This window comes from Microbacterium sp. W1-4-2 (assembly GCF_058349885.2).
Map to the genome: position 1 here is coordinate 378,921 of NZ_JBYRJC020000002.1, position 21,600 is coordinate 400,520.

The window sequence follows — 21,600 nt, forward strand, 5'->3', positions numbered from 1 at the left end:
GACATCGCACGTGACGTACGTACAATGGATGTACGAAGTGTGAGGTATCACCATGTCCCCTACCACCGTCCCCGCACGCCCTGCGAAGAGCAGCCGCATCAGTCTGCGCGCGACTCCGCGTCAAGAGGAGGTGCTTCGTCGCGCCGCTGAGGCGACCGACAGCACCGTGACGGACTTCGTCCTGGACAGCGCCGTCGATCGCGCCGAACGGGTGTTGGCCGACCGCCGCTGGTTCGTCACGGACCCGGTAAAGTTCGACGAGTTCGTCCGCCTGCTCGACGCCCCGCTGCCGTCCACCGCGAAGTTCGACCGCCTGTTCGCACGCAGAACGCCGTTCGCGACACCCGAGTGATCGCCTATTCGCCGCCCCGCAAGCTCACCCGCGATGTCGACCGTCGGGCGTTCGCAAGCGGAGCACCCGAACTCGATGAGTGGTTCGCGAAGTACGCATGGCAGAACCAGGTCGCGAACAACGCCACGACGTACGTGACCACGGCGGGCGAGCGCGTCGCCGGATATTACGCGCTCGCGATGGCGGCCGTGGAACGCGCTGCAGCGCCCGAGCAGCTCGCAAAGGGGCGACCCGCGCAGATCCCGTGCATTCTGCTCGCGCGCCTCGCCGTCGACCACCGCGACCGCGGATCAGGAATCGGGGCCGGACTTCTTCGCGACGCTCTCCTAAGAGGGGTGCTCCTCAGCCGCAGCATCGGCGCGGCCGCCGTGCTGGTGCATTGCCGCGACGAGGCCGCACGCGACTTCTACCTGCACAACGGCGACTTCATCCCGTCGCCCGTCGACGGGTTGCACCTGATGGTGCCGATAACGGCGTTGGAACGCTACGTGGATTGAGCGGACCGGGTGCGCTCAGCTCGCCGGTACAACTCCGCCGGCCGCCCCCGCCCCTCGGTGAACAACTCGCCGGTGGCGACGAGCCCGGGCAGCATCGTCCGACGGAAGGTGTCGGGCAGCAGCCGCCCCCCGAGCACTGCCTCGTGCAGGCGCCGCAGCGTACGCATCGTGAACGGCTCGTCGAGCAGCTGCGATGGGTCAGGTGATGCTCGGTACGCTCCGCGCACGGCATCCACCGCGAAGGCGACGATCTCGGCGTGGTCGTAGACCAGCGGCGGCAGTTCGGCGACGGGCATCAGCTCCACCCGGTCCGACGCGAGGCTCGCGGCCGGCAGCACATCGTAGTGCGCGACGCTCATCACCCAGCCGCGGTCGTCGCGGTCGGGCGTATCGAACACGTGCAGTTGACGAGGGCGGATGCTGCTCACCCCGGCCTTGTCGCGCAGCGCGCGGGTCGCGGCATCCACCAGCCGTTCGCCGGGATGCACGAAGGTGCCCGGCAGCCGCCACGGGTCTTCGCCGCTCTCGCGCAGCAGCATCACGCACAGCGTGCCCTCGGCCACGGTCAGCACGGCGGTGTCGACCGCGACGGAGGGACGCGGGTAGTCCTCGAGACCGCGGACGCACTCAGCCATGACTCCGATTTTACGTACTCTTGCGCAATGTCGGAACCCCAGTGCATACTGGTCGTATAAATCACATATGCGCAAACTGGGGAGGATGCGATGAGCACACACGTCACGGGGACGCTCGCCTGCGAACTGACCGACGGGCCGCTCGACGGCACACGGTACGGCGATCTGCCTGACAGCGGCGAGCCGTTCACGAGCGCAACGCTGCGCGTTCCGCTCAGCCAGCCCGCGCATCGCGCCGCGCACGCGGTGTACACCTGCGACGGTTCGTGCACCGACCAGGGGCTGCTGCAGTTCCGGTTCGTGCGCGTCGACCCGCCGGCCGCGGTGCCGACCCCTCCGGGCACGCAGCTGTCGCTTTCGCCGCTGGAGACCTGGAACAGCAGCAACGCGCCGCAACGGGAGCAGCGGGCATGAACGCCGTGCAGCTCGACCGCGCCGTCGGCGTCGTGCTCGCCTCGGCGGCCGGCGACGCGCTCGGCTCGCAGTACGAGTTCGGTCCCGCGCTGTCCGACGACGTCACGCCACGGTTCGGCCGCGGCGTGTTCGGCCACGCGCCCGGCGAATGGACCGACGACACGAGCATGGCGATGCCGATCCTGCAGGTGCTCGCCGACGGGCGCACGCTCGATGACACCGCAGCGCTCGATGAGATCGTCGCCCGGTGGCGTGAGTGGTCGATGACGGCGAAGGATGTCGGGGTCCAGACCCGCGGCATCCTCTCGCGGTTGGCTCGCCCGAGGGCGGCCGAGGCGACCTGCCGCGCCGAGCAGCAGCACCGGGCGACCGGCCGGTCCGCCGGCAACGGATCGCTGATGCGCACCGGTCCGGTGGCACTGGGCTATCTCGACCGCGACCCCGCCGAGCTGATCGCCGCGGCCGGACGCGTGGCGCAGCTGACGCACTGGGAGCAGGACAACGTCGATGCGTGCGCACTGTGGTGCCTGGCGATCCGGCACGCGATCCTCACCGGCGAGCTCGACCTGCACGCCGCCCTCGACACGTACACCAGCTCGTTGAGCGAGCCCGCGCGAAGCGCGAGCGAGACGAAACGACAATCTGTACCCAACGCGGCCGACACGAAACGCCGCTGGCTCCCCCTCGTCGACGAGGCCCTCGCCCCCACGGCGCATCCCCGCGACTTCCGCGAGCACAACGGCTGGGTCGTCCGCGCCTTCCAGGGCGCCCTGTCGGCTGTCGCCGGCGCTGCCTCGCTGCCCGACGCGATCGAACGTGCGATCCGCGGCGGCGGCGACACCGACACCGTGGCCGCGATCGCAGGCTCCCTCGCCGGTGCGGTGTTCGGCGGCAGCGTCCTGCCGTTGCGCTGGAAGCGGATGCTGCACGGCTGGCCCGGCCTGCACGCCGACGACCTCGTGCGCCTGGCCGTCCTGGCGGCGCGGCACGGTCGCTGTGACAGCGGCGGCTGGCCCTCGGCCGAGCGGGTCGCGGTGTCGTCGTCGCGTGATCTGCTGCTGCGGCACCCTCACGATTCCGGCGTGTTCATCGGATCGATCGCCGCGCTCGAGCGCCTGCCCGACGAGGTGGATGCCGTCGTGTCGCTGTGCCGCGTGGGCACGGCGCAGGTGCCCGCGCGGTGCGAGAGCGTGCAGGTGTGGCTCATCGACCAACCGGATCGCAATGCCCAGCCCGGCATCGTCTTGCGTGAGGCGGTGGATGCCGTGTCCGCCCTGCGCGCGGACGGCAAGGCCGTGTTCATCCACTGCTTCGAGGCTCGCAGCCGCACAGCCGCCGTGGCTGCACTGTACGGCGCGCGGCACCGCGGCGTGCCGCTGCCGCAGGCGTGGGAGGACGTGCGCGCTGCGCTGCCGGGGTGCGCGCCGCAGCAGTTCCTGCGCGACGCCGTCGAGCGCGTCATGGGGTGAGGGACCGCGGACCTCGCTGCGCTATTCCAGCCGTCAGTGCCACCCTGCAAGCAGGAGGATGTTGATTCGGCCCGAATAGGATCGCTGCATGAAGAGGCTTTGGGGGAACCTTACCGATTGTGGGTGTACTGCTACTGGCGGGCTGTGGAAGCGGTGGGACGGATGCGGCACCGTCCAGGCCCGAATCTGCGCAGCCGAGCCCGACCGTAACTGAGGCAGACGAACCAACCGCGCTGGGGATGTGCGAAGTCATGGGACAGAAGTTCCTCGACTATCCGCAATATGTGCTCGACATCTCGCGTGGCGACTTCGACGAGTCGACACATGCCGATTTCCTCCGGTGGGCGAACGACGTCGAAGACTCTGCACCACTCGATGCAAAAGCGATCGTCTCGAAATACCTCGACCCGATCTTCCAGGTCCAGTCCGTCGTGGAGAAGGGCGGCGGAGCGCTGACCTTTAAAACCGATGACTTCAAGTCCGGGGCTGCAGACATCCTCAGCTACTGCGTGGATGCGGGTTACAAACTGGGAGACTAGATGCCCGTCGTGCAGCTTTCAAGTAGTTCACGACTACGCCTTCGACGCCCGTGTTTCCGCGGTAATCCTGCCACAGTCCCGCGAGATTCGCTTTGCAGCTTCTTTCAAGTGGCTCACGACCCTGGCACGTTCATCGAGTCGATCGCCTGGCGGACGGCCTGGACGCAGTTCCTGCACGACGCCGCCGAACGCGTCATGGAGTGAGGCCCGATCGCGGCGGCCGCCGCAGCGTGTCAGGATATGGCAATGGACGCGACTTCTGAGGTCGACGCGAACGAACTGTTCGAGCCGTGGCAAGAGACCATCCGCGGGTGGGAGTCCTTTCAATACGAGGTGAACCGAGTCACCGCACTGCATCCCGATCAACGGCTGATCTGGCGCGGCCAGGTCGACGCGAGTTGGGGGCTGCACAGTTCGCTGTACCGCAAGCTTGCGGACGTGACCGGCACGTTGCCGACCGAAGACCAGCTGAACGCCGCGGAGGAGCGCCTGCTCCGTCTGGCCCGTCTGGAGTGGCGCCTGGACGACATCCCGGCACTGCAGCTGTTCGCCCAGATGCAGCACGTGGGCGTGCCGACCCGTCTGCTCGACGTGACGTTCAACCCGCTGATCGCGGCATGGTTCGCCGTCGCACACGACGACACGTCCGATCGTCAGCCGGGACGTCTGCTGGCGTTCACCATGAAGCAGCCGCTGCAGCTGAACTCGAACTGGAACACGAACACGCCCCGCTGGCATCGCCTACACGACGACAACGCGCGCCGCAAGGTCGACTGGGGCACCGGCTTCGGACGCAAGATCTGGCGCCCGCCGGCGCTGCATGGTCGAATTCCCGCGCAGAACGCGGCGTTCATCCTGGACGGCGTGCCTATCGACGCGATCGATGCCGGCCGGCGGGCTGACCGATCGATGTGGGCGGCGACCGAACTGCGCGGGTTCTCGTCGGTCCCGATGCGGCTCGCCCACGTCGGGGAGGACCGCCTGCCCCGCAAGGCGCCGGTGTTCACATACGTGATCGCCCCCGAGGCGAAGGCCGAGATCCGCGACCAACTCGAGGACCGCTTCGGCTACCGCTTCGCGACCATCTACGCCGACATCGAGGGGCTTGCCGCGTACGTCGGCAAGCGACCGGAGGTGCTCGTCGAGTGAAGCGCGCTCGACCACGGGTATAACGGTTGGATGCACCTGGCAGGATGATCAGCTCAGCTGGCTGGAGGAATCGAGGAACCTGATCAACAGACCGACTTCGTGCCCGCGGGATGAGAGGACTGAACCGATGACGAACCCACTCTTCTCCACCTACCGAGCCGGCGAGAATCGGGTCACGTCGTCGACGCTCGCCGTCTTCGAGCGGATTGATCTCGGCATCGTCAAGGAGCTGCTGCAGAACGCTGCCGGAATGGGCGACGAGCTGCGAGCGGTCTCATTCGAGAATCAAGTGGTGGCGAAGGGCTCCGTCCCCGATGCACGGATTGCCGCACATTTCACGTGGCGGTTCGAGACCAAGACCGTGGCGCACGGATACGACACCGAGGGGCATGACCGGCAGCAGGTGCGGGCGCACGCCTCGTGGTTGGTCGGCGATCCTGATGCCTACCTGTTCGTTCTGACCCCGGATGCCGCGCAGCCGGCGTGGCTCGCAAACCCGGTCGGCGTCTATCCGGCGGCCGTTTCCCGTGTCGTGTGGCTCTCATTCGCCGGCCTTGAGAGCACCATCCGCGAACTGCTCGAGGACGCGACCCGTCTGCTTCCGGAGCAGACACGGTTCCTGCTCACGGAGCTCATCGCGCTGTGCGAGGGCCGATGGTCTCCTCAGTGCCGATGACACGGTGATCGTGGCTGCCCGGAATGCATGGGGCGAGTATGAGAAGTATGCCGCCTACGTCTGCCAACCCGATCGGGCGTTCCGGTCCGACGTGCTGTATTTCGGGTTCTACGCGAACGCCCAGATCAAGCCCACGATTGCCCGAATCGAGAAGTATCTGCCCTCGATCGTCTTCTCTGAGGACGGGGTCGCGGGGCTCCGGGCGGACGGTTACGAACGCGCTGCACGTCTGGTCGAATACTGCTCGCGGAGAACAAGCGTGAGGTGGACGCGAACTACGGCATCATGCTGCTCAGCGCTCACGATGACCCTCGCACCGTGCATCTGGCCGCGCCCATCGAGAACGACACCGTCGCCTCGACCGGTCGAGGATGGGCGTGGACAATGGGCCACCGCTACACGCGCCTGTCGGAACTCACGAGCGGTGTGACCCGCACATCGCAGCTGTAGCGATCGGGTACTGCGGCATCCTCACAACCTCGGCGTGTTCGTCGGATCGACCGCCGCGCTCGACCGTCTGCCCGAGGATGTCGATGTCTTCATGTCGCTGTGCCGCGTGGGCACCGCGCAGGTCCCCGCCCGGTGCGAGAGCGTGCAGGTATGGTTGGTCGACCAGAAGGATCGCAACGCTCGGCCCAAAATCGTCTTGCGTGAGGCGGTGGATGCCGTGGCCGCCCTGCGCGCGGAGGGCAAGGTCGTGTTCATCCACTGCTTCGAGGCTCGCAGCCGCACGACCGCTGTCGCGGTGCGGCACGACGCGCGACACGGCGGAATGCCGTGGCCGCAGGCAGAGGAGGACGCACACCCTGCACTCCTCGCGGGGCTCTCGCTCTATGAGCCTCGTGCGAGTCGGGTCGACATCGCTCACCCAAGCTCCGACTAGCGCTCCGCGAAGAACCTCATGAATAGGACGCCCACTCGCGCCGGTCGCTCAGGCAGTCCCGACTGAGCCAGGGATGCGAATACAGGGTTGGGATCGCTCACGTGTCGTCGCCCTCTGCCGCGAGAGCAACTCCAAGGTAAGGCTCGACCTCGTCGATCAACGACCCGCCGAAATAGATGGCATCAGGCGGGACGCTTGCACCCACACCGAAGACCCGCCATCCGAAGTGGGGATCGAGCGTCAAGGTCATGAATTTGTATATGTCCAGCTCAAGCGGCCGCCCTCTACCCTCAACCGTTTTGCCTTCAAGCGACTTGTCTCCCGAGAGCTTGACGCGTGCGATACGAGGGGCAGGGTAGTCGACCATCGATGTTGGCTGGAAGTCGGCAAGATCGGTCCGAAGCTGGTCCCAGTCGGAATCGGCCCACCCGGAAGCTTCGGGTGCCAATAACACGAACAGGTCTTCGGTCTTGGCCTCCTCATTACGAAGACCACCAAGGAACGTCAACGCGACGAGCATCGGGTTGAACGGGCTCTCTTGATCACCCATCTGCCGTTCGTCGCCCGATCCCGATTCCTTCGTCCAGCGAAGACTGTCACGGCTGACGTCTCGAAGCTCGCCGTTGAGTTCTCGAAGCCAGTGTCGACCCTTTGGATCAGTGAATGCCAACGACGCCCTCGGGGACCAGCTGTCGGTGTGAGCAAGCAGCGGGACGGAGACATCGAACACCAGCTCGCGGCGCGGCGGGATGACGCTGATCGGTGCCGGAGCTGCGAGCGGCCCGAGAGGCGTGGCGTCACGACCAATATGTACGTTGACCATCGCGTTGAACACTGGCTCGTTCGATTCGTTGGCGACGTACAGCTGCACGACTCGCTTATATGAGCCTCCGTCGTCGCGGGGCCGGTACTCGTCCGTCACCCACGCCGAAACGAAGCGGGCAGTTGCATCCTTCTCCTGAACCCAGGATCGGAGAGCAAGAACGAGTGCGACCAGAGTCGCGCCCACAGTTCCAATAGCGGTGAGTACAGTCCAGAGGTCCCAACTCAAGGACCACGGCAGAGCATTGATCAGGACAAGCACAAGCCCGGTTGCAGCAAGCACGAGGACGAAGGTCCAGATGATCTGCAGCGCGACAGCTAACCTTCCTCGCACGCGTACCATCTACAGCCCCCACTCCTCGTCGGCCAGCGGAGCGCCGTTCAGCTCGTCGCGGCGCGCTCGCCAGTCCGGCAGGAACTGATCCATCAAGCCGGTGAAGCGCTGGTTGTGGCTGCGTTCGTGCAGGTGCGTCAGCTCGTGCACGACGATGTACTCAAGGCAACGCGGGTTCTTCTTGGCCAGCTCAGGATTAATCCAAATCGTGCGGGAGCGTGTTATGCAGGTGCCCCACTTGGTCTTCATCCGGCGCACGACGATCTTGTCGGCTTCGACTCCCACGACCGGTTGCCACTTGGCGAGCAGAGTGGGCAGGGCGGCCTTGATCTCTCGGCGGTACCAGCGATCCAGGGCAGCGAGCTTGGACTGGCTATCGGCATCGGCAGGCGTCACTACCCAGAGCGTTTGTCCCTTGGTCTCGACATGGAAGTTGCCTGAGGTGCGCGAAACGTCGAGACGGTATCGCTGGCCCCAGACGTAATGCGTTTCGCCAGACTGCATCTCACGCTTGGTCTGGCGATCTGCCTTCTGCAGCTGCTCACGTTGACGCTTGATCCACGGCAAACGTTGGACGATCGCTAGGCGGATGGTGTCCTCGTCGGTGGTATCCGGGGCAGCAACGCGAACTCGCCCAACCGGCGGGTAGACCGAGATGTGTAGGTTCTTGATGTCCTTGTAGACGACATCGATCCCGAGGCCGGCGACGGTGAGGTAGGCGCTAGCGGTACTCATCGTGCCCCTTTAGAAGCTTGACGAGTGCCTCCAGGCGCTCCGCTTCGAAGCCGTCCGGCAGCTCGCGGCGAAGCGTGCGAGCCAGGGCGCGCTCCTTGATCGGGTTGCCCGCCCAGTCGTACTCCTTGTTGTTCTGGATGACGTCGCTCAGGTACTCGACATTGATGACGATGTCGCTCGGCCAGCTGAAGTCGACCAACGCCCGACGAGCTGGAGTTGATGCCCAAGCAGGGTAGGCAGTGTCCGACTCCTTCTTGCCGACCTGAGCGGTCAGAGAAAGGAGGTCGCTCAGGAAGTCGGCGTAGGCCTCCGCTTCCTCGCGGCGGCGTTCGATAATGGCGTCGAGCAGCGAAGACATCCGGTCGTAGTACTTCGGGTTCAGCGCCCGCTCATCAACGATGGTCTTGCGGACGTTGTTGATGATCGTCTCAGCCACCGCCTCGGGATTCTTGCGAATACCTTCAGGCAGGGTGTCGATGGCACCGGCGCCGCGTTCGACGATCAGTTGCACCAAGCCCTGATGCAGGGTCGCCACCGTCTCGGACGGCTCGGCAAGGATGTAGGTGTCGAGCAGCGAACGCATGCCTGCTTCGAACTGCTTCATGTCGATGTTCTCGCCGGCGCCACGTTCGACCTCATTGCGGACGGCAACGTAGCGGGCGATCTCGCTTTTGATCGACGTCGCTTCGGCAGCCGTATAGCCAGCCGACTCCATGTCGTTTGCCAGGGCTCCGTATGCACGAACCAGCGAAGCGATCGACTTGTACAGCTCGACACGCTTCGGTTCGTTGAGCTTGATCTGCTCCGCGTCGCCCGGCTCGAGCGAGACGAAGTAGTGCTGATACTCCAGCGTTCCCTTCGGCGGAGCCACGGGCTCGCAGAGGGCACGAACTCGCTCCAGGGCCTCGTCCAGATCCTGTCGATCCTGCTCGGTGCGGTCCTTGAGTAGTCCCTCGATGTCCTCCTTGGCGTAACCGTCGAGAGCACCCGATGTGTAGTCCGAGATGGCTTGATCGAGCGATTTGAACAGGTCGCGATAGTCGATGACGTAGCCGTAGGTCTTATCGTCGCCATCGAGGCGGTTGACACGACAGATGGCCTGGAACAGGCCGTGGTCCCGCATCTTCTTGTCGATGTAGAGGTAGGTGGCACTCGGGGCATCGAAGCCGGTCAGAAGCTTGTCGACCACGATCAGCAGCCGCATCTGGCCGGGCTCTTCGATGAAGCGACGCTTGACATCCTTCTCGAACTCCTCGATTCGCAGCACCGCCTGGTCTGCCGACTCATGGAAGTAGTCCGCCAGCATCTGGCGATAGATGTCGTACTTGATCAGCTCTTCGTTGTCGCCCGCACCAGCGTCCTCTTTCGAGATTGAGGTAGCGGTTGGGACGTAGCTCGAGACGATGGCGACCTTGTCCTTGAAGCCCGCCTGGACGAACATCTCATAGAACTTGCAGGCCTGGTAGACGCTCTCGCTCACCAGCATCGCGTTGCCGCGCCCAGACAGCAGGCGAGGTTCACGCTCGAAGTCCATCAAGATGTCCTGCACGATCATGGCGGCACGCGAGCGAGCCGACACGACCTTCTGCATGGTGCCCCACTTCTTCTTGAGGCGTGCCTTGCTGAGGTCAGTCAGTCCCTTGGTCTTGATGTCGAACCACTTATCGACGTGCTCCGGGCCGATCAAGTCCTGGTCGATGTTGCGAGCCGTGTAGCGCAGGTCGAGCACCACGCCGTCGTGAACGGCTTCATCGAACTTGTAGGTATGGATGAACGAGCCGAAGGTCTCGATGCTCGTCATCTTGTCGGCCTTGAGCAGCGGCGTGCCGGTGAAGCCGATGAACATCGCTTCCGGCAGCAGGGCGGTCATCGCCCTGTGCAGCTTGCCGCTCTGAGTACGGTGCGCCTCGTCGACAAAAACGAACAGGTTGCCCTTGGCCTTGAAGTCGGCCGGGATGCGAGAGCCCAGTTCCTTGATGAACTCGTCGCTGTCAGTCTCGTCCGCGTCGCTAGTCTGGTCGCCGGAGCGGAACTTGTGGACGAGCGAGCAGAGCAGCCAAGGCTGGCTCTGGTTGAGCTTACCGATGAGGTCGACGCCCGAAGTCGAGCGATAGATCGACTCGTTGACGCCGCCGAAGACCTTCTCGATCTGCTCATCGAGTTCGGTGCGGTCGGTGATGATCAGCACGCGGGCATCCGTCTGATGCTCACGAATCCATTTTGCCAGCCAGACCATCGTGAGGCTCTTGCCCGAGCCCTGCGTGTGCCAGATGATGCCGCCCTCGCGGCTTCGGACGCGCTCTTGAGCCGCCTTGACGCCGAAGAACTGGTTGTGTCGGGCAGTCTTCTTGACCCCCGAGTCGAACACGATGAAGTCGTGGATGATCTCCAGGAACCGCTCCTTGGAGCACATCTGGAGCAGGGAACGGTCGAGCGGGTTCGGCTCCTCGCCGGACTCCTTCCATTCGAGCCAGTACTTCTCGGGGGTATCGATCACCCCGTAGCGCAAGCCCTCGACGTCGTTGCCCGCGAACAGCAGTTGGACGGTCGTGAAGAACGGCCGCACAAAGTGCTGCTTCTGGTTGCCGATGTTCTGGCGGATGCCCTCACTGACGCTGACCCACGAGCGCTTCAGCTCGACTACACCCAGCGCGATGCCGTTGACGTAGAGCACGATGTCGGGGCGCTTCGTGTGCTCGCCCTTGATGGTGACTTCCTCGGCCACCACGAAGTGATTGGCCTGCGGGTTGCCCCAGTTGATCGGCCATACCGTCTCGGTGACCTCGCCGACGTCGCGCTTCACCTTGACTCCGTAGCGAAGCAGCTCGTAGAACTTGCGGTTCGAGTCGTAGAGCTTCTGACCGTCTGCCAGCGATGCGGCGATGAGAAGCTGCGAGACGGCACGACGAATCAGCTCGTCGTCGTAGCCACGGTCCTTCAGGCTCTGGATCAGCAGAGCCTGATCGATGTTGCCGTTGTCGAGATCCTCGCGGTTGCCGCCGTATTCGTAGCTGAGCCGGTCCCGGAAGAGAGCCACGACACGCTTCTGCGTCTTGCGTTCGACCTGTCCTACGGCGCTCATGCTGCGACCTCCTCGGTGAGACGAGTCCGGCCGGTCAGCAGCTCCTGCATCATGCCCTGCTTGATAGCCCGAGCAGACTCGAGGCGATGTTCCAGAGCGGTGATCTCGTCGTCGGCGTCAGACAAGACCTGAGCAATGGCGGACTGCTCTGGCACGCTCGGCAACCGGACCTCCAAGTTCTCGACATCCCTGTGGGAGAGGTGTTTCACAGTGGTCGCCCCTGTTGCGCCCTCTAGCTCTTTCAGCGGGCTCTTCAGCGCGTACGCCAAGAATGTGCCGTTCGCGCGACTCGACACTCGAAGTCGACCCACTCGTTGATTCAACACTGCATCTCCGGTATGCCAAACCACAGGTTCGAAGTCGCCATCCATACCTACCAGTACGTCTCCCGGATATAGGACGAAGTCTGGAGAGTATGCCCCGGAGTAGTAGACAATGGCGTCATCTGCCCGGAGGTCGCGATTCCGGACGAGTCGCGGCCCCTGAGGCAAACTACTGAAATACGCGGAAGAGAACGGGCAGCCCACTTGGAACCGCAGCACTTCTCCGAGATGCACGGGTGACCATGCTTCATCGAACCCGGCCAGCCGAGTCCGGCCGATCAGCAGCTCCTGCATGAGCCCCCGCTTGATCTCTCGCTTCTTCGCGGCGAGTCGTTCGAGAGATGCGATCAGGTTGTCAACATCGACGAGCGCGGTCGAGATAGCCCGCTGCTCGTCCGGGCTCGGCACTAGCAACAACAATTCCAGTAATCGCGACTTCGGGATGTTCTTCATGCTGTTGCTTGTCCCGGTCGCCAACTCTCTGACGTGAATAGCGACATTGCCGAAGCCCAGCGCATAGTTCAGCCATCGCATGTCCGTCGAAGCCGCCCGTTTGCTGCGCGCAATCCAAAGGCGATCAGGCAAGAATACGCCTGATTCGTCGGTTTCCACGTACCCAACGGCGCCCACGAGCGCTGGCGTGTTCATGCGGCTAATAACGATGGAGTCGCGAACCGGCGCGCACTTCGCCCTCGGCACATCAGCGGCGACGATCGCCTTGGTTTCTCGGAAGTCGACTCTTCCGTTTGCAATGGCGGAAGTCTTGAGCACAGCAGGGCGGGAGAGGTCCCCATCGCGAGAGCGAACACTGACGCCGGCGGCGAGACCGTCGATCAGATCACCGACCTTCTTCTCTGCCCAGGGCGTCATGATAAGACCCCCAACGCAGCAAGATGCTCCGCGACCTTCGCGCTTAGCGCCTCGATCTCGGCGTCGAGCTGCCCGACCGTGACCTCGTACCGTTCGGCAAGCACACGCAGGCGAGCGGTGAACTTCTGAACAACTGCCACAAGCTCGCTCTCGATACCCGCCTCGATGGTGACGCCCCACTTGTCGTCGACGACCAACTTCTTGATGTCTTCGGTGGTGAGCTTGCCGTATTGACCCAGCGCCTGCTCCTCGAGCTTGGTCGTCGCTTCCTTGACCGCCTTCTTGGCGGCTGCCTCAGCGACGAACAGGCTGGCAACGTGATTCAGCGCCTTGATTTCGTCGGGGTCGGCTCCCTCGGCCTTGGCGGCACGGAGCCGGTTCTTGACCGTGGTCGCGGTGATCTTGTCGTCCTCGACGGCTTCCCAGAGCAGGCCTTCCTCGTCGGCGTGCTCTTCGGTGTATTCTTCGATCGCCTGCGTTGCGGCTTCGAACTCGGCGGCCAGTTGGTCGAGCTGAGCCTGCTCAACGGCGAAGAACCGTCCGATGATGTAGTTCGGCGGGATGAGGTCCATGACCCAGCGCTTGGCATTGGCTCCGGTGCCGAAGGTCAGATGAGCGACTTCGTACTTGGTCTTGTTGTTCTTGTCTTTCCAGGTACGGGCAGCACGAGGCTTGGCTGCGGCGTCCCAACCTTCGCCGACGATCAGGGCGACATCGTCATGCATCGATGCGTTCCAGTAGCCCATCAGCTGCTCGTAGACGGCGTACTCGTCGAGCAGTCGATGCGAGCGGAAGTTCTCAAGTAGCGATTCGCCGAGATCCGCTGACAGCTCATTCGGTCGGGTCGACCCCTCGATCCCCTCAAGCGCCGCACGGTTCGCTCGCCACCACGACTTGACGAGATCCGTCGTGCCTGAGCTGATCACCGAGTACTGGCTGAAGCCGAGAACGGTCGACTCGATGTCGGCCTTGCTGATCTTCAACTGCGAGTAGCCATCGCGCAGAGGCGAGAACAGCTCCTCGCGCAGGCCAGGGAAGGCGTCCCAGTAAAGCTGCAACTCGTCGAGGTCGCGGTTCGGAATGCCGCCCTGCAGGTGGGCGCGCAGATCCTGGATGTCCTCCGGTTCGGACGAGTTGATGTAGCGAGGGATGTTGAGGTTGTAGTCGTTCTTCGGGTCCTCGATCTCGCTATTCGGCACGAAGCGAGAGAACCGATCGATGGGCGCCTGACGAACGTAGGCATCGACGATCTTGTGCATGTCACGCGGGCGCAGACGGTTCTTCGGGCCGTCCTTCTCAAAGCCCTTGGATGCATCGATCATGAAGATGCCTGTGCGGCTGGCAGCGTCCTTCTTGTCGAGAACCAGGATGCAGGCCGGGATTCCGGTGCCGTAGAAGAGGTTTGCCGGCAGCCCGATGATGGCCTTGATGTAGCCACGCTTGATCAGTTCTTTGCGGATCTGCGCCTCGGTGTTTCCGCGGAAGAGCACACCGTGGGGCAGGATGACTGCCCCACGTCCAGTCGACTTGAGCGACTTGACCACGTGGAGCAGGAAGGCATAGTCGCCGTTCTTGTCTGGCGGCGTCGCGAAGCCGTCGAAGCGGCCGTAGTCCTTCTCAACACCGTTCTTCCAGGTCTTGACCGAGAACGGAGGGTTGGCCACCAGGTAGTCGAAGGTGGTGAGCTTGTCGCCCTCGCGGAACTTCGGGTCGGCCAGAGTGTTGCCCTGCACGATCTCGTGAGTCTCGTTGCCGTGAAGGATCATGTTCATCCGAGCCAGAGCCCAGGTGGCGTTGTCATTCTCCTGGCCGTAGATCGTCAGGCCGTTAGGCGCCGCATCGGCCACCTTGATCAACAACGAGCCCGAGCCACAGGTCGGGTCGTAGACCGTCGTCGACTTGGGTGTACCTGCCGGGATTCGCAGCAATTGGGCCATCACGCGAGAGACCTCAGCAGGCGTGTAGAACTGACCCTTGCTCTTGCCGGACTGTGTGGCGAAGTGACGCATCAGGTATTCGTAGGCGTCCCCGAGCAGGTCGTCGCCCTCAGACCGGGAGCCGGTGAAGTCGATGTCCTGGAAGATGCCGATCAGGTTCGAGACGCGATCCTGAAGATCCTTGCCAGACCCGAGCTTCGTCGGGTCATCGAAGTCGGCGTTGTTGATGACGCCCTGCAGGCTGTTCGCCTCTGCCAGCTTGCGGATGGCGACGTTGACCTTCTCGCCAACGTCCGGCTTGCCCTTGAGCGTGATCAGGTAGTCGAAGGACCCGTCCTCGGGCACCTCGATCAGGGCGTAGGGGTCAGCCTTCGCCTTGTCCGAGACATATTTCACGAAGAGCAGCGTCAGGACGTAGTCCTTGTACTGACTGGCATCCATCGAGCCGCGAAGCTCGTCAGCACTGCTCCAGAGGGAGCTATAGAGATCTGACTTCTTGAGGGCCATCAGTTCATCGCCGAACGGTAGTTGAAGTCCTCGAGCTCATCGAAACCGGGCATGCGGTCCAACTCATCCTCCTATGCGGCGAAGTTCTCTCTCGAACTCTATTGTTCTCAGAACCGGTGCGGGCACTGCGTGGGTATCGTCAAGCCATGCCCGCTCCCCCGCCCGACACCATGTCTTCCTTCGGCTGGCTTGACGCCGACGCCGGTGAGCGTCGGCGCATGCTCGAGGTCATCGACGTGTTCCGCGAGCCAGGCACGGTCGACGAGCTCGGCATCGGGGCCGTGCGCGACGCGCTCTCTGACATGCTGTTCCCCGGCACGTCGGTGCTGCACACACGATTGCGCTACGTTCTGTTCCTCCCCTGGCTGCTGCAGCGCGCCGCCGACCAGGGCGGCACACCCGACGAGATGCGCGAACAGTTCCGCACCCACGAATACCGGCTCATCCCGAGCCTGGCGGCGGGCGGCGAGTCCGCGGGGGTGTTCGGCCGGGTCGCCGGCGGCGAACTCAAGCGCCTGCCCAGCATCGCGTATTGGAGCGCCCTGACCTCCTGGGGAATTGTGCGCGCCGACTCGACCGACGCATTCTTTCGCCGTAGCGCCGATCTGCGCGCGCTGCAGCTCCGCACACCGACGAGTGATGACCCCGAGTCCCGCGGATGGATGCCGCAGCCTACCCTCGATCCCACGCTGCCGCCTGCTCCGCACCAACTACTGAAGGCGACCTCATTCGCACTCACCGCGGCCGAAGCCGACTACCTCTCCGATCGCATCGCCGAGTCCACCGCAGGCACCGCGCTCGCCTGGCTCTGCGAGCATCCACCTGTTGAACTGCCCGACGCCGCCTGGAATCTCGACCTCACGCAAGGACCCGCGACGATCCGCAACCAACTCGACCACGCACGGCGGTTCAGCCTCACGATCAATGGCGCCAGCATCCTCTACAACTTGCTGCTCGCTGAACAGCTCGACAGCCCCGATCTCATCGACAGATATCGTGCCCTGCTCGACTCGTGGGCGACCGAGGTCCGCACGACCCGCGTCCTCGACGACTGGGACCGCGCCGACTGGTGGCACACGATCCTGCGCCAGAACCCGCGGGTCGCCGCCGGAGCGCAACGATTCATCAACCGGTGGCTCGACCACATCACGACCAGCGTCGACGTCGCCGACGATCCGATCGCGCGCGACCTGGTGCGCGAGCGCGAGATCCAGATCAAGCGCGGGCGTGCACGCCTGGCGAATCGGGCAGCGCTCGACGCCTGGAACGGCGACAGCGGCATGGGCCGGCTCACGTTCCGTTGGCACATCGCCCGCAGCCACCTCGCAGATCTCGCCGAGGGCAGGGCATCGAGATGAGCCTCGCTCCCGAATCACGTGTCATGCTCACCGACGCACTGCGCCCACCTGCCGGGTTCCGCGTCGACACCGCCGTCGGCACGACCTACACGCTGGACTTGACCGCACTGCTGCTGGCATCCCTTGCGTTCGCGGTCGCGGACCGCCCAGGCAGGGCCGACGGCGGCGACTCGGGCATCGACCCGATCCGTCTGCTCGAAGCGGTGCGCCGGCACGCCGACCGCACCACCGTCTTCGTGCAAGCGGGAGGCATCGCCGTGCCCGCGAACTACCGGTCGATGCTGACGTTCATCGAAGACAGCGTGCGCGAGGTCGCACCTCCCGCGCACGCGCGCATCTTCCACCCGAAGATCTGGGCGCTCCGATTCATCGATGCGCGAGGACGTCATCTGCACCGGGTGGTGATCCTCAGCCGCAATCTCACGTTCGATCGGTCGTGGGACACCGCCCTCGTGCTCGACGAATCATCGGAGGGCACGATCGACGCCAAGCCCGCGGCATCCTTCATTCGAGACCTCCCGACTCTCGGCCTGCGCTCTCTCGATTCCGACCGGCAAGCGCTCATCGATGACCTCTGCACCACCCTCGGCACGGTGCGGCTGCAAGCCCCCGCACCCTTCACCGGCGGACGTCTGCTGCCGATCGGCCTCGCCGACGAACTGGTCTGGCCGTTTCCCACACACGCCGACCGTCTGCTCGCGATCAGCCCGTTCCTCACTGCGCCCGCCGTCGCTGCGATGACCCGCATCAGCGACGCGCGCACCCTCGTCTCGCGCGCCGAATCGATCGACCTGATCGGGTCGAACGCGCTCGATGGATGGAGCATCCGCACCCTGCAGCGCCTGGCCGAAGGGACCGGTGACGGCGACTCCACCGTTGAGCCCGCGCATGTGCCGTCACACGACGGACTGCATGCCAAGACGTTCGTGCTCGACCTCGACGACGGCCAGTCGATGACCGTCACCGGCAGCGCGAATATGACCGCAGCGCGGTGGGGAAACAGTGTCGAGTTCGACGCCGTGCTCACCGGCCCCACGCGTAGCTGCGGAGTCGAGCACGCGCTCGGCGACGACGGGCTCGCGGCCGTGCTCGGCGCGTACACGCCGCAGTCCGAGGCCGGGGTCGATGCGCCCACGATCGCGACCGAGAGGCTCATCGAGCAGTTCCAGCTGGCCCTGGCGACGTCGCGCCCCGTGCTGCAGGTGGATGCCGCAACCGACGACCTGGTCACCGTCACGCTGACGATCGACCCGCCAACGAGCCCCGGCATGTCACTGGTCTGGCCGGCATCAGTGTCGGCTACGCAGGCGCAGCCGCTGAGCGGCGGACGCACCTGGACAATTGCGGTGAAGAACGTGACGCCGTTCCTCGCGGTCGAGACGACGGCCGGGCAGGGTGAGTCGCGGGTGACGGCGCGATGCGTGATCATGGCCGAGCTGACCGGTGACGTTGGCGACCGGCGCGCAGCGGCTCTGCACGATGTGCTGTTGAGCCCGATCGACGTGCTGCGCTACCTCGTGTTCCTGCTGGGCGACCCGTCGTACGACGACCTGGTCGCGGCATCCACCGACGTGGTCGCGGGGCGCGGATCTCTCGGCTTCGGTGCCAGTGTGACCCTGTTCGAGCCGCTCGTGCGCGCTCTCGGCCGCGATGGCGATGCTCTGGCGCGGGTCGCGAGCCTGGTCGACGAGCTGCGAGCAATGCCCAACGGTGCAGCACTCATCCCCGAGTCGTTCGACGAGTTGTGGGACGCCGTCTGGCAAGTGCACCAGGAGGTGTCGGCATGAGTCTCGGCCCGGGCTTCGGTGGGGTGCGGCCGGCGGTCGGCCCGGTGCTCGATAGCCTGAAGGACTTTCAGCGGAACACGGTCGAGCACGCGTTTCGACGGTTGTGGACGGATGCCGACGCCACCCGCCGCTTTCTCGTCGCCGACGAGGTGGGCCTGGGCAAGACGATGGTCGCGAAGGGTGTCATCGCCAAGACCGTCGACCATCTGTGGGAAACCGTCGAGCGGATCGACGTCATCTATATCTGTTCGAACGCGCAGATCGCCCGGCAGAATCTGAACCGGCTCAACGCAGTCGGCGGCAACGAGCTGCGACACGCCGATCGGCTCACCCTGTTGCCCCGCGTGATCCGTGATCTGCGTGCGAATCGGGTGAACTTCGTCTCGTTCACCCCGGGTACGTCGTTTCAGGTGGGGCAGAAGGCGGGCCGTGTCGAAGAGCGTGTGATGCTGTATTGGATGCTCGCCCGCGCCTGGGGCAGCGAGGTCACCGGGCCGCGCCGATGGAAGAAGTTCTTCGAGGCGGATGCGGGCGAAGCTCGGTTCGCGAGGGATTTGGCGAAGTTCGACGCGACACAACTCGACGACGAGCTGTGCTCGACCTTTGCCGACGAAGTCGAACAGGCGGTCGGGCCGAATGGCGGGCGTCTCGCCGACGAACTGCGCGCCTCGGTCGACGAGTTCAACTACATGAGGCAGGGCACGAAGGCGCGCGGGCCGCAGAGCTGGCGCCGCAACGCGTTGATCGGCAGGCTGCGGCACTTGGTGGCGCGCGCGTCCGTCACCCACCTCGAGCCCGACCTGATCATCCTCGATGAGTTCCAGCGGTTCAAAGATCTGCTGCGCTCAATTGACGAGCCCCGGGACGAGGACCCCGCACCTGTCGATGAGGGCGTCGAGCTGGCGAACGCGCTGATGGACCATCCCGACGCGCGCGTGCTGATGCTGTCGGCCACGCCGTACAAGATGTACACGCTGCCCGACGAGCCCGAGGGTGAAGACCACTACCGCGACTTCACCCGCACGATCGCCGTGCTGGGTGGCCAGGCGCGCGCGACGCGCGTGGAGACCGGGCTGCGCGAGATGCGCGAGGCCATGCTAGGCGGCAGCGACCTCGACCGCGGCTGCGCGGCGCGCGATGCGGTGCAGGCCGAGCTGCGCAGGGTGATGTCGCGCACCGAGCGACTGGCGTCGACGCCGGACCGCGACGGCATGCTCATGGAGCGAGAGATGTCCGGCGCGCGGGTCGTGGCATCCGATCTGCACACGTGGCTGCACTTCGACCGAGTCTCGCGCATCGTCGATCGACACGACGTGTTCGAGTATTGGCGGTCGACGCCATATCCCCTGAGCATCATGGAGCGCGGGACGTACCAGCTGCGGCAGAAGTTCGAAGCTGCGATCGAGCAGGGCGACCCTCGCCTCGTCGAAGCGCTGCGGGCGACGCCGCTGCTCGACCGTGCCGCGATCGAGCAGTACGCACCGATCGATCCGGGTAACGCGAAGATGCGCGGACTGATGCACGATGTGCTGGACCGCGGAGCGTGGCGGCTCGCATGGATTCCCCCGTCGTTGCCGTACTACGCACTCCGCGGCGCGTACGCCACGCCCGAACTGCGATCGTTCACGAAGAGCCTCGTGTTCTCAGCGTGGACCGTCGTGCCCAAGGCGATCGCGTCGCTGGTCAGTTACGAGGCCGAAAGGCGAGCAGTCGCCGGGTCAGGATCGGAACGCGGATACGGCGACCGCGTCGCCCGCCCGCTGCAGTTTCGAATCTCGGTCGACGGGCGTGAAGCAGGCATGCCGGTCCTTGCCCTGATGTATCCGAGTCTGGTGCTGGCTCAGGCCGGGGATCCACTCGGCATCTTGCGGGAGTTCGGCAGTGATCTGGCCGCTGGCCGGGTGGTCGAGGTCGTCGCCGACCGCGTCCGCCAGTTGCTGGCTGCGCTGCCAGCCGGCGAGGGAGCTGTCGACCAACGCTGGTACTGGGCCGCGCCGCTACTGCTCGACCGGGCGCACGCCGCAGATGAGAACGCGGCGTTCGACGCTCTGCTCTCACGGCTCGGCGAGGGCGAGGCATCCACTGACGACAGCGAGGACGAGGATGCCGCCACCGGCCGCGACGGTCTGGACGCGCACCTGCGCCGGGCAGCGCAGCTCGACGTGGAACTCACGCAGAATCCGCTCGGCGCTCGCCCTGACGACCTGGCCGATGTGTTGGCGACAATGGCGATTGCGGGACCCGCGGTCGTGGCGCTGCGTGCGCTATCGCGGGTGTCGGGCGGTGCTGCCTCACTTGGTGATGCCGAACACCGAAGACTGGCGTTCGACGTTGCTGATGGGCTGCGGTCGCTGTTCAACCGGCCCGAGATCATCGCACTGCTGCGCGCAAGCGACGACGGGTACTGGCGCGTCGTGCTGCAGCACGGTCTCGACGGATGTCTTCAGGCTGTCCTCGACGAGTACGCGCACGTGCTCGTCGAGTCGTGCGGGCTGCAGGACGCAGACCACGCGTCGCGAGCAGAGAGCATCGCGTCGACGATGATCGACGCGCTATCGACGCGGACCGCGCGCGCCCAGGTCGAGCACTTCACGGTCAATGAGACGCGCGTAGAAACCGAGGTCTCGCATGTTCGCACCCACTTCGCTGCGCGGCTCACCGATGCTGTGACGGATGCCGCGGCCAAGCGCGGAGCGAGCATCCGCACGGCATTCAACTCCCCGTTCCGACCGTTCGTGTTGGCGACGACCTCGGCGGGGCAGGAGGGGCTGGACTTCCACACGTACAGCCACGCGGTCGTGCACTGGAATCTGCCGAGCAACCCCGTCGATCTGGAGCAGCGCGAGGGGCGCGTGCACCGATACAAGGGGCACGCCGTGCGCAAGAATGTCGCCGCCGTCTATGGCCCGGAGGCGCTGCGCGGGTCCGACGACGATCCTTGGCAGTCGATGTTCGCCGCGGCCGTCGCGGATCGGCCGACCGAGGCATCCGACATCACTCCGTTCTGGGTGTTCACCCGCCCCGGCGGCGCCGTCATCGAGCGGTACGTGCCGGCCCAGCCATTGAGTCGCGAGTCGGCCCAGCTGGAGCGCCTGCAGCGCACGGTCGGCGCCTACCGCCTGGTGATGGGGCAGCCTCGACAGGAAGATCTGCTGCGCTACATCGGCGAGCGCGGCGGCGATGCCGAGTGGATGCGGATCGATCTGAGCCCGCCGTCGTAAGCTGCCCGAG

The 21,600-nt window shown here is 65.0% G+C and carries 18 protein-coding genes; 12 read left to right on the forward strand and 6 right to left on the reverse strand.

The features are described from left to right. Window positions 1-52: 52 nt before the first annotated feature. Window positions 53-352: a type II toxin-antitoxin system TacA family antitoxin gene (locus AC3RX0_RS09640; RefSeq protein WP_491505761.1), complete on the forward strand. Its 300-nt coding sequence runs from the start codon at window positions 53-55 to the stop codon at window positions 350-352. After that, window positions 349-849, forward strand: a complete 501-nt coding sequence (locus AC3RX0_RS09645; RefSeq protein WP_491505762.1) for a GNAT family N-acetyltransferase — start codon at window positions 349-351, stop codon at window positions 847-849. The genes AC3RX0_RS09640 and AC3RX0_RS09645 overlap by 4 nt, the downstream gene beginning before the upstream one ends. On the opposite strand, the gene AC3RX0_RS09650 is transcribed toward AC3RX0_RS09645, so the two are convergent. Then, window positions 837-1,484 (reverse strand): NUDIX hydrolase, encoded by a 648-nt coding sequence (locus AC3RX0_RS09650; protein ID WP_491505763.1) that lies wholly within the window; start codon window positions 1,482-1,484, stop codon window positions 837-839. The two genes, AC3RX0_RS09645 and AC3RX0_RS09650, sit on opposite strands and share 13 nt — an antisense overlap. 90 nt (window positions 1,485-1,574) lie before the next feature. On the opposite strand from AC3RX0_RS09650, the gene AC3RX0_RS09655 reads away from it, so the two are divergent. From AC3RX0_RS09655 to AC3RX0_RS09685, 7 genes are all read left to right on the forward strand, one after another. Then, window positions 1,575-1,898 (forward strand): hypothetical protein, encoded by a 324-nt coding sequence (locus AC3RX0_RS09655; RefSeq protein ID WP_491505764.1) that lies wholly within the window; start codon window positions 1,575-1,577, stop codon window positions 1,896-1,898. Beyond that, entirely contained in the window at window positions 1,895-3,367 is a 1,473-nt protein-coding gene (locus AC3RX0_RS09660; RefSeq protein WP_491505765.1) for an ADP-ribosylglycohydrolase family protein, read from the forward strand. The genes AC3RX0_RS09655 and AC3RX0_RS09660 overlap by 4 nt, the downstream gene beginning before the upstream one ends. 251 nt (window positions 3,368-3,618) lie before the next feature. After that, window positions 3,619-3,906 carry a hypothetical protein gene (locus AC3RX0_RS09665; RefSeq protein WP_491505766.1) on the forward strand — a complete coding sequence of 96 codons (288 nt, stop codon included), beginning with the start codon at window positions 3,619-3,621 and terminating at the stop codon, window positions 3,904-3,906. Window positions 3,907-4,152: 246 nt separating this feature from the next. After that, entirely contained in the window at window positions 4,153-5,055 is a 903-nt protein-coding gene (locus AC3RX0_RS09670) for an FRG domain-containing protein (protein WP_491505767.1), read from the forward strand. Window positions 5,056-5,182: 127 nt separating this feature from the next. Continuing rightward, window positions 5,183-5,731, forward strand: a complete 549-nt coding sequence (locus AC3RX0_RS09675; protein ID WP_491505768.1) for a hypothetical protein — start codon at window positions 5,183-5,185, stop codon at window positions 5,729-5,731. 264 nt (window positions 5,732-5,995) lie between these two features. Next, a complete protein-coding gene (locus AC3RX0_RS09680) occupies window positions 5,996-6,181 on the forward strand; it encodes a hypothetical protein (RefSeq protein WP_491505769.1) in 186 nt (61 codons plus the stop codon). Between the two features lie 34 nt (window positions 6,182-6,215). Further along, on the forward strand, window positions 6,216-6,614 hold the full coding sequence (locus tag AC3RX0_RS09685) for a hypothetical protein (RefSeq protein ID WP_491505770.1): 399 nt from the start codon (window positions 6,216-6,218) through the stop codon (window positions 6,612-6,614). A gap of 97 nt (window positions 6,615-6,711) precedes the next feature. On the opposite strand, the gene AC3RX0_RS09690 is transcribed toward AC3RX0_RS09685, so the two are convergent. Genes AC3RX0_RS09690 through AC3RX0_RS09710 form a run of 5 tightly spaced genes read right to left on the reverse strand, consistent with a single transcriptional unit; the run spans window position 6,712 to window position 15,224 of the window. Further along, the gene (locus AC3RX0_RS09690) at window positions 6,712-7,719 is read right to left on the reverse strand and encodes a hypothetical protein (RefSeq protein ID WP_491505771.1); all 1,008 of its coding nucleotides are present in this window, start codon (window positions 7,717-7,719) and stop codon (window positions 6,712-6,714) included. 60 nt (window positions 7,720-7,779) lie between these two features. Then, window positions 7,780-8,505, reverse strand: coding sequence for a M48 family metallopeptidase (locus AC3RX0_RS09695; protein ID WP_491505772.1), 726 nt, complete (start codon window positions 8,503-8,505; stop codon window positions 7,780-7,782). Beyond that, on the reverse strand, window positions 8,492-11,587 hold the full coding sequence (locus tag AC3RX0_RS09700; protein WP_491505773.1) for a type I restriction endonuclease subunit R: 3,096 nt from the start codon (window positions 11,585-11,587) through the stop codon (window positions 8,492-8,494). Before AC3RX0_RS09700 ends, AC3RX0_RS09695 begins: the two co-directional genes overlap by 14 nt. Further along, on the reverse strand, window positions 11,584-12,780 hold the full coding sequence (locus AC3RX0_RS09705; protein ID WP_491505774.1) for a restriction endonuclease subunit S: 1,197 nt from the start codon (window positions 12,778-12,780) through the stop codon (window positions 11,584-11,586). Before AC3RX0_RS09705 ends, AC3RX0_RS09700 begins: the two co-directional genes overlap by 4 nt. Continuing rightward, window positions 12,777-15,224, reverse strand: a complete 2,448-nt coding sequence (locus tag AC3RX0_RS09710) for a type I restriction-modification system subunit M (protein WP_491505775.1) — start codon at window positions 15,222-15,224, stop codon at window positions 12,777-12,779. Before AC3RX0_RS09710 ends, AC3RX0_RS09705 begins: the two co-directional genes overlap by 4 nt. A gap of 146 nt (window positions 15,225-15,370) precedes the next feature. Here AC3RX0_RS09710 and AC3RX0_RS09715 point away from each other — a divergent pair, with 146 nt between their 5' ends. The 3 genes from AC3RX0_RS09715 to AC3RX0_RS09725 are packed head-to-tail and all read left to right on the forward strand — an operon-like array spanning window position 15,371 to window position 21,590. Further along, on the forward strand, window positions 15,371-16,582 hold the full coding sequence (locus AC3RX0_RS09715; protein ID WP_491505776.1) for a DUF6361 family protein: 1,212 nt from the start codon (window positions 15,371-15,373) through the stop codon (window positions 16,580-16,582). 23 nt (window positions 16,583-16,605) lie between these two features. Beyond that, entirely contained in the window at window positions 16,606-18,369 is a 1,764-nt protein-coding gene (locus AC3RX0_RS09720) for a phospholipase D family protein (protein WP_491505777.1), read from the forward strand. Next, window positions 18,366-21,590, forward strand: coding sequence for a DEAD/DEAH box helicase (locus AC3RX0_RS09725; RefSeq protein ID WP_491505778.1), 3,225 nt, complete (start codon window positions 18,366-18,368; stop codon window positions 21,588-21,590). Before AC3RX0_RS09720 ends, AC3RX0_RS09725 begins: the two co-directional genes overlap by 4 nt. Window positions 21,591-21,600: the final 10 nt, after the last annotated feature.

Excerpts from the sequence above, each read along its gene's own strand:
- AC3RX0_RS09640 (WP_491505761.1), top strand. The coding sequence starts at position 53 with ATGTCCCCTACCACCGTCCCCGCACGCCCTGCGAAGAGCAGCCGCATC.
- AC3RX0_RS09650 (WP_491505763.1), bottom strand. The coding sequence starts at position 1,484 with ATGGCTGAGTGCGTCCGCGGTCTCGAGGACTACCCGCGTCCCTCCGTC.
- AC3RX0_RS09655 (WP_491505764.1), top strand. The coding sequence starts at position 1,575 with ATGAGCACACACGTCACGGGGACGCTCGCCTGCGAACTGACCGACGGG.
- AC3RX0_RS09660 (WP_491505765.1), top strand. The coding sequence starts at position 1,895 with ATGAACGCCGTGCAGCTCGACCGCGCCGTCGGCGTCGTGCTCGCCTCG.
- AC3RX0_RS09665 (WP_491505766.1), top strand. The coding sequence starts at position 3,619 with ATGGGACAGAAGTTCCTCGACTATCCGCAATATGTGCTCGACATCTCG.
- AC3RX0_RS09670 (WP_491505767.1), top strand. The coding sequence starts at position 4,153 with ATGGACGCGACTTCTGAGGTCGACGCGAACGAACTGTTCGAGCCGTGG.
- AC3RX0_RS09675 (WP_491505768.1), top strand. The coding sequence starts at position 5,183 with ATGACGAACCCACTCTTCTCCACCTACCGAGCCGGCGAGAATCGGGTC.
- AC3RX0_RS09695 (WP_491505772.1), bottom strand. The coding sequence starts at position 8,505 with ATGAGTACCGCTAGCGCCTACCTCACCGTCGCCGGCCTCGGGATCGAT.
- AC3RX0_RS09700 (WP_491505773.1), bottom strand. The coding sequence starts at position 11,587 with ATGAGCGCCGTAGGACAGGTCGAACGCAAGACGCAGAAGCGTGTCGTG.
- AC3RX0_RS09705 (WP_491505774.1), bottom strand. The coding sequence starts at position 12,780 with ATGACGCCCTGGGCAGAGAAGAAGGTCGGTGATCTGATCGACGGTCTC.
- AC3RX0_RS09710 (WP_491505775.1), bottom strand. The coding sequence starts at position 15,224 with ATGGCCCTCAAGAAGTCAGATCTCTATAGCTCCCTCTGGAGCAGTGCT.
- AC3RX0_RS09715 (WP_491505776.1), top strand. The coding sequence starts at position 15,371 with ATGCCCGCTCCCCCGCCCGACACCATGTCTTCCTTCGGCTGGCTTGAC.
- AC3RX0_RS09720 (WP_491505777.1), top strand. The coding sequence starts at position 16,606 with ATGCTCACCGACGCACTGCGCCCACCTGCCGGGTTCCGCGTCGACACC.
- AC3RX0_RS09725 (WP_491505778.1), top strand. The coding sequence starts at position 18,366 with ATGAGTCTCGGCCCGGGCTTCGGTGGGGTGCGGCCGGCGGTCGGCCCG.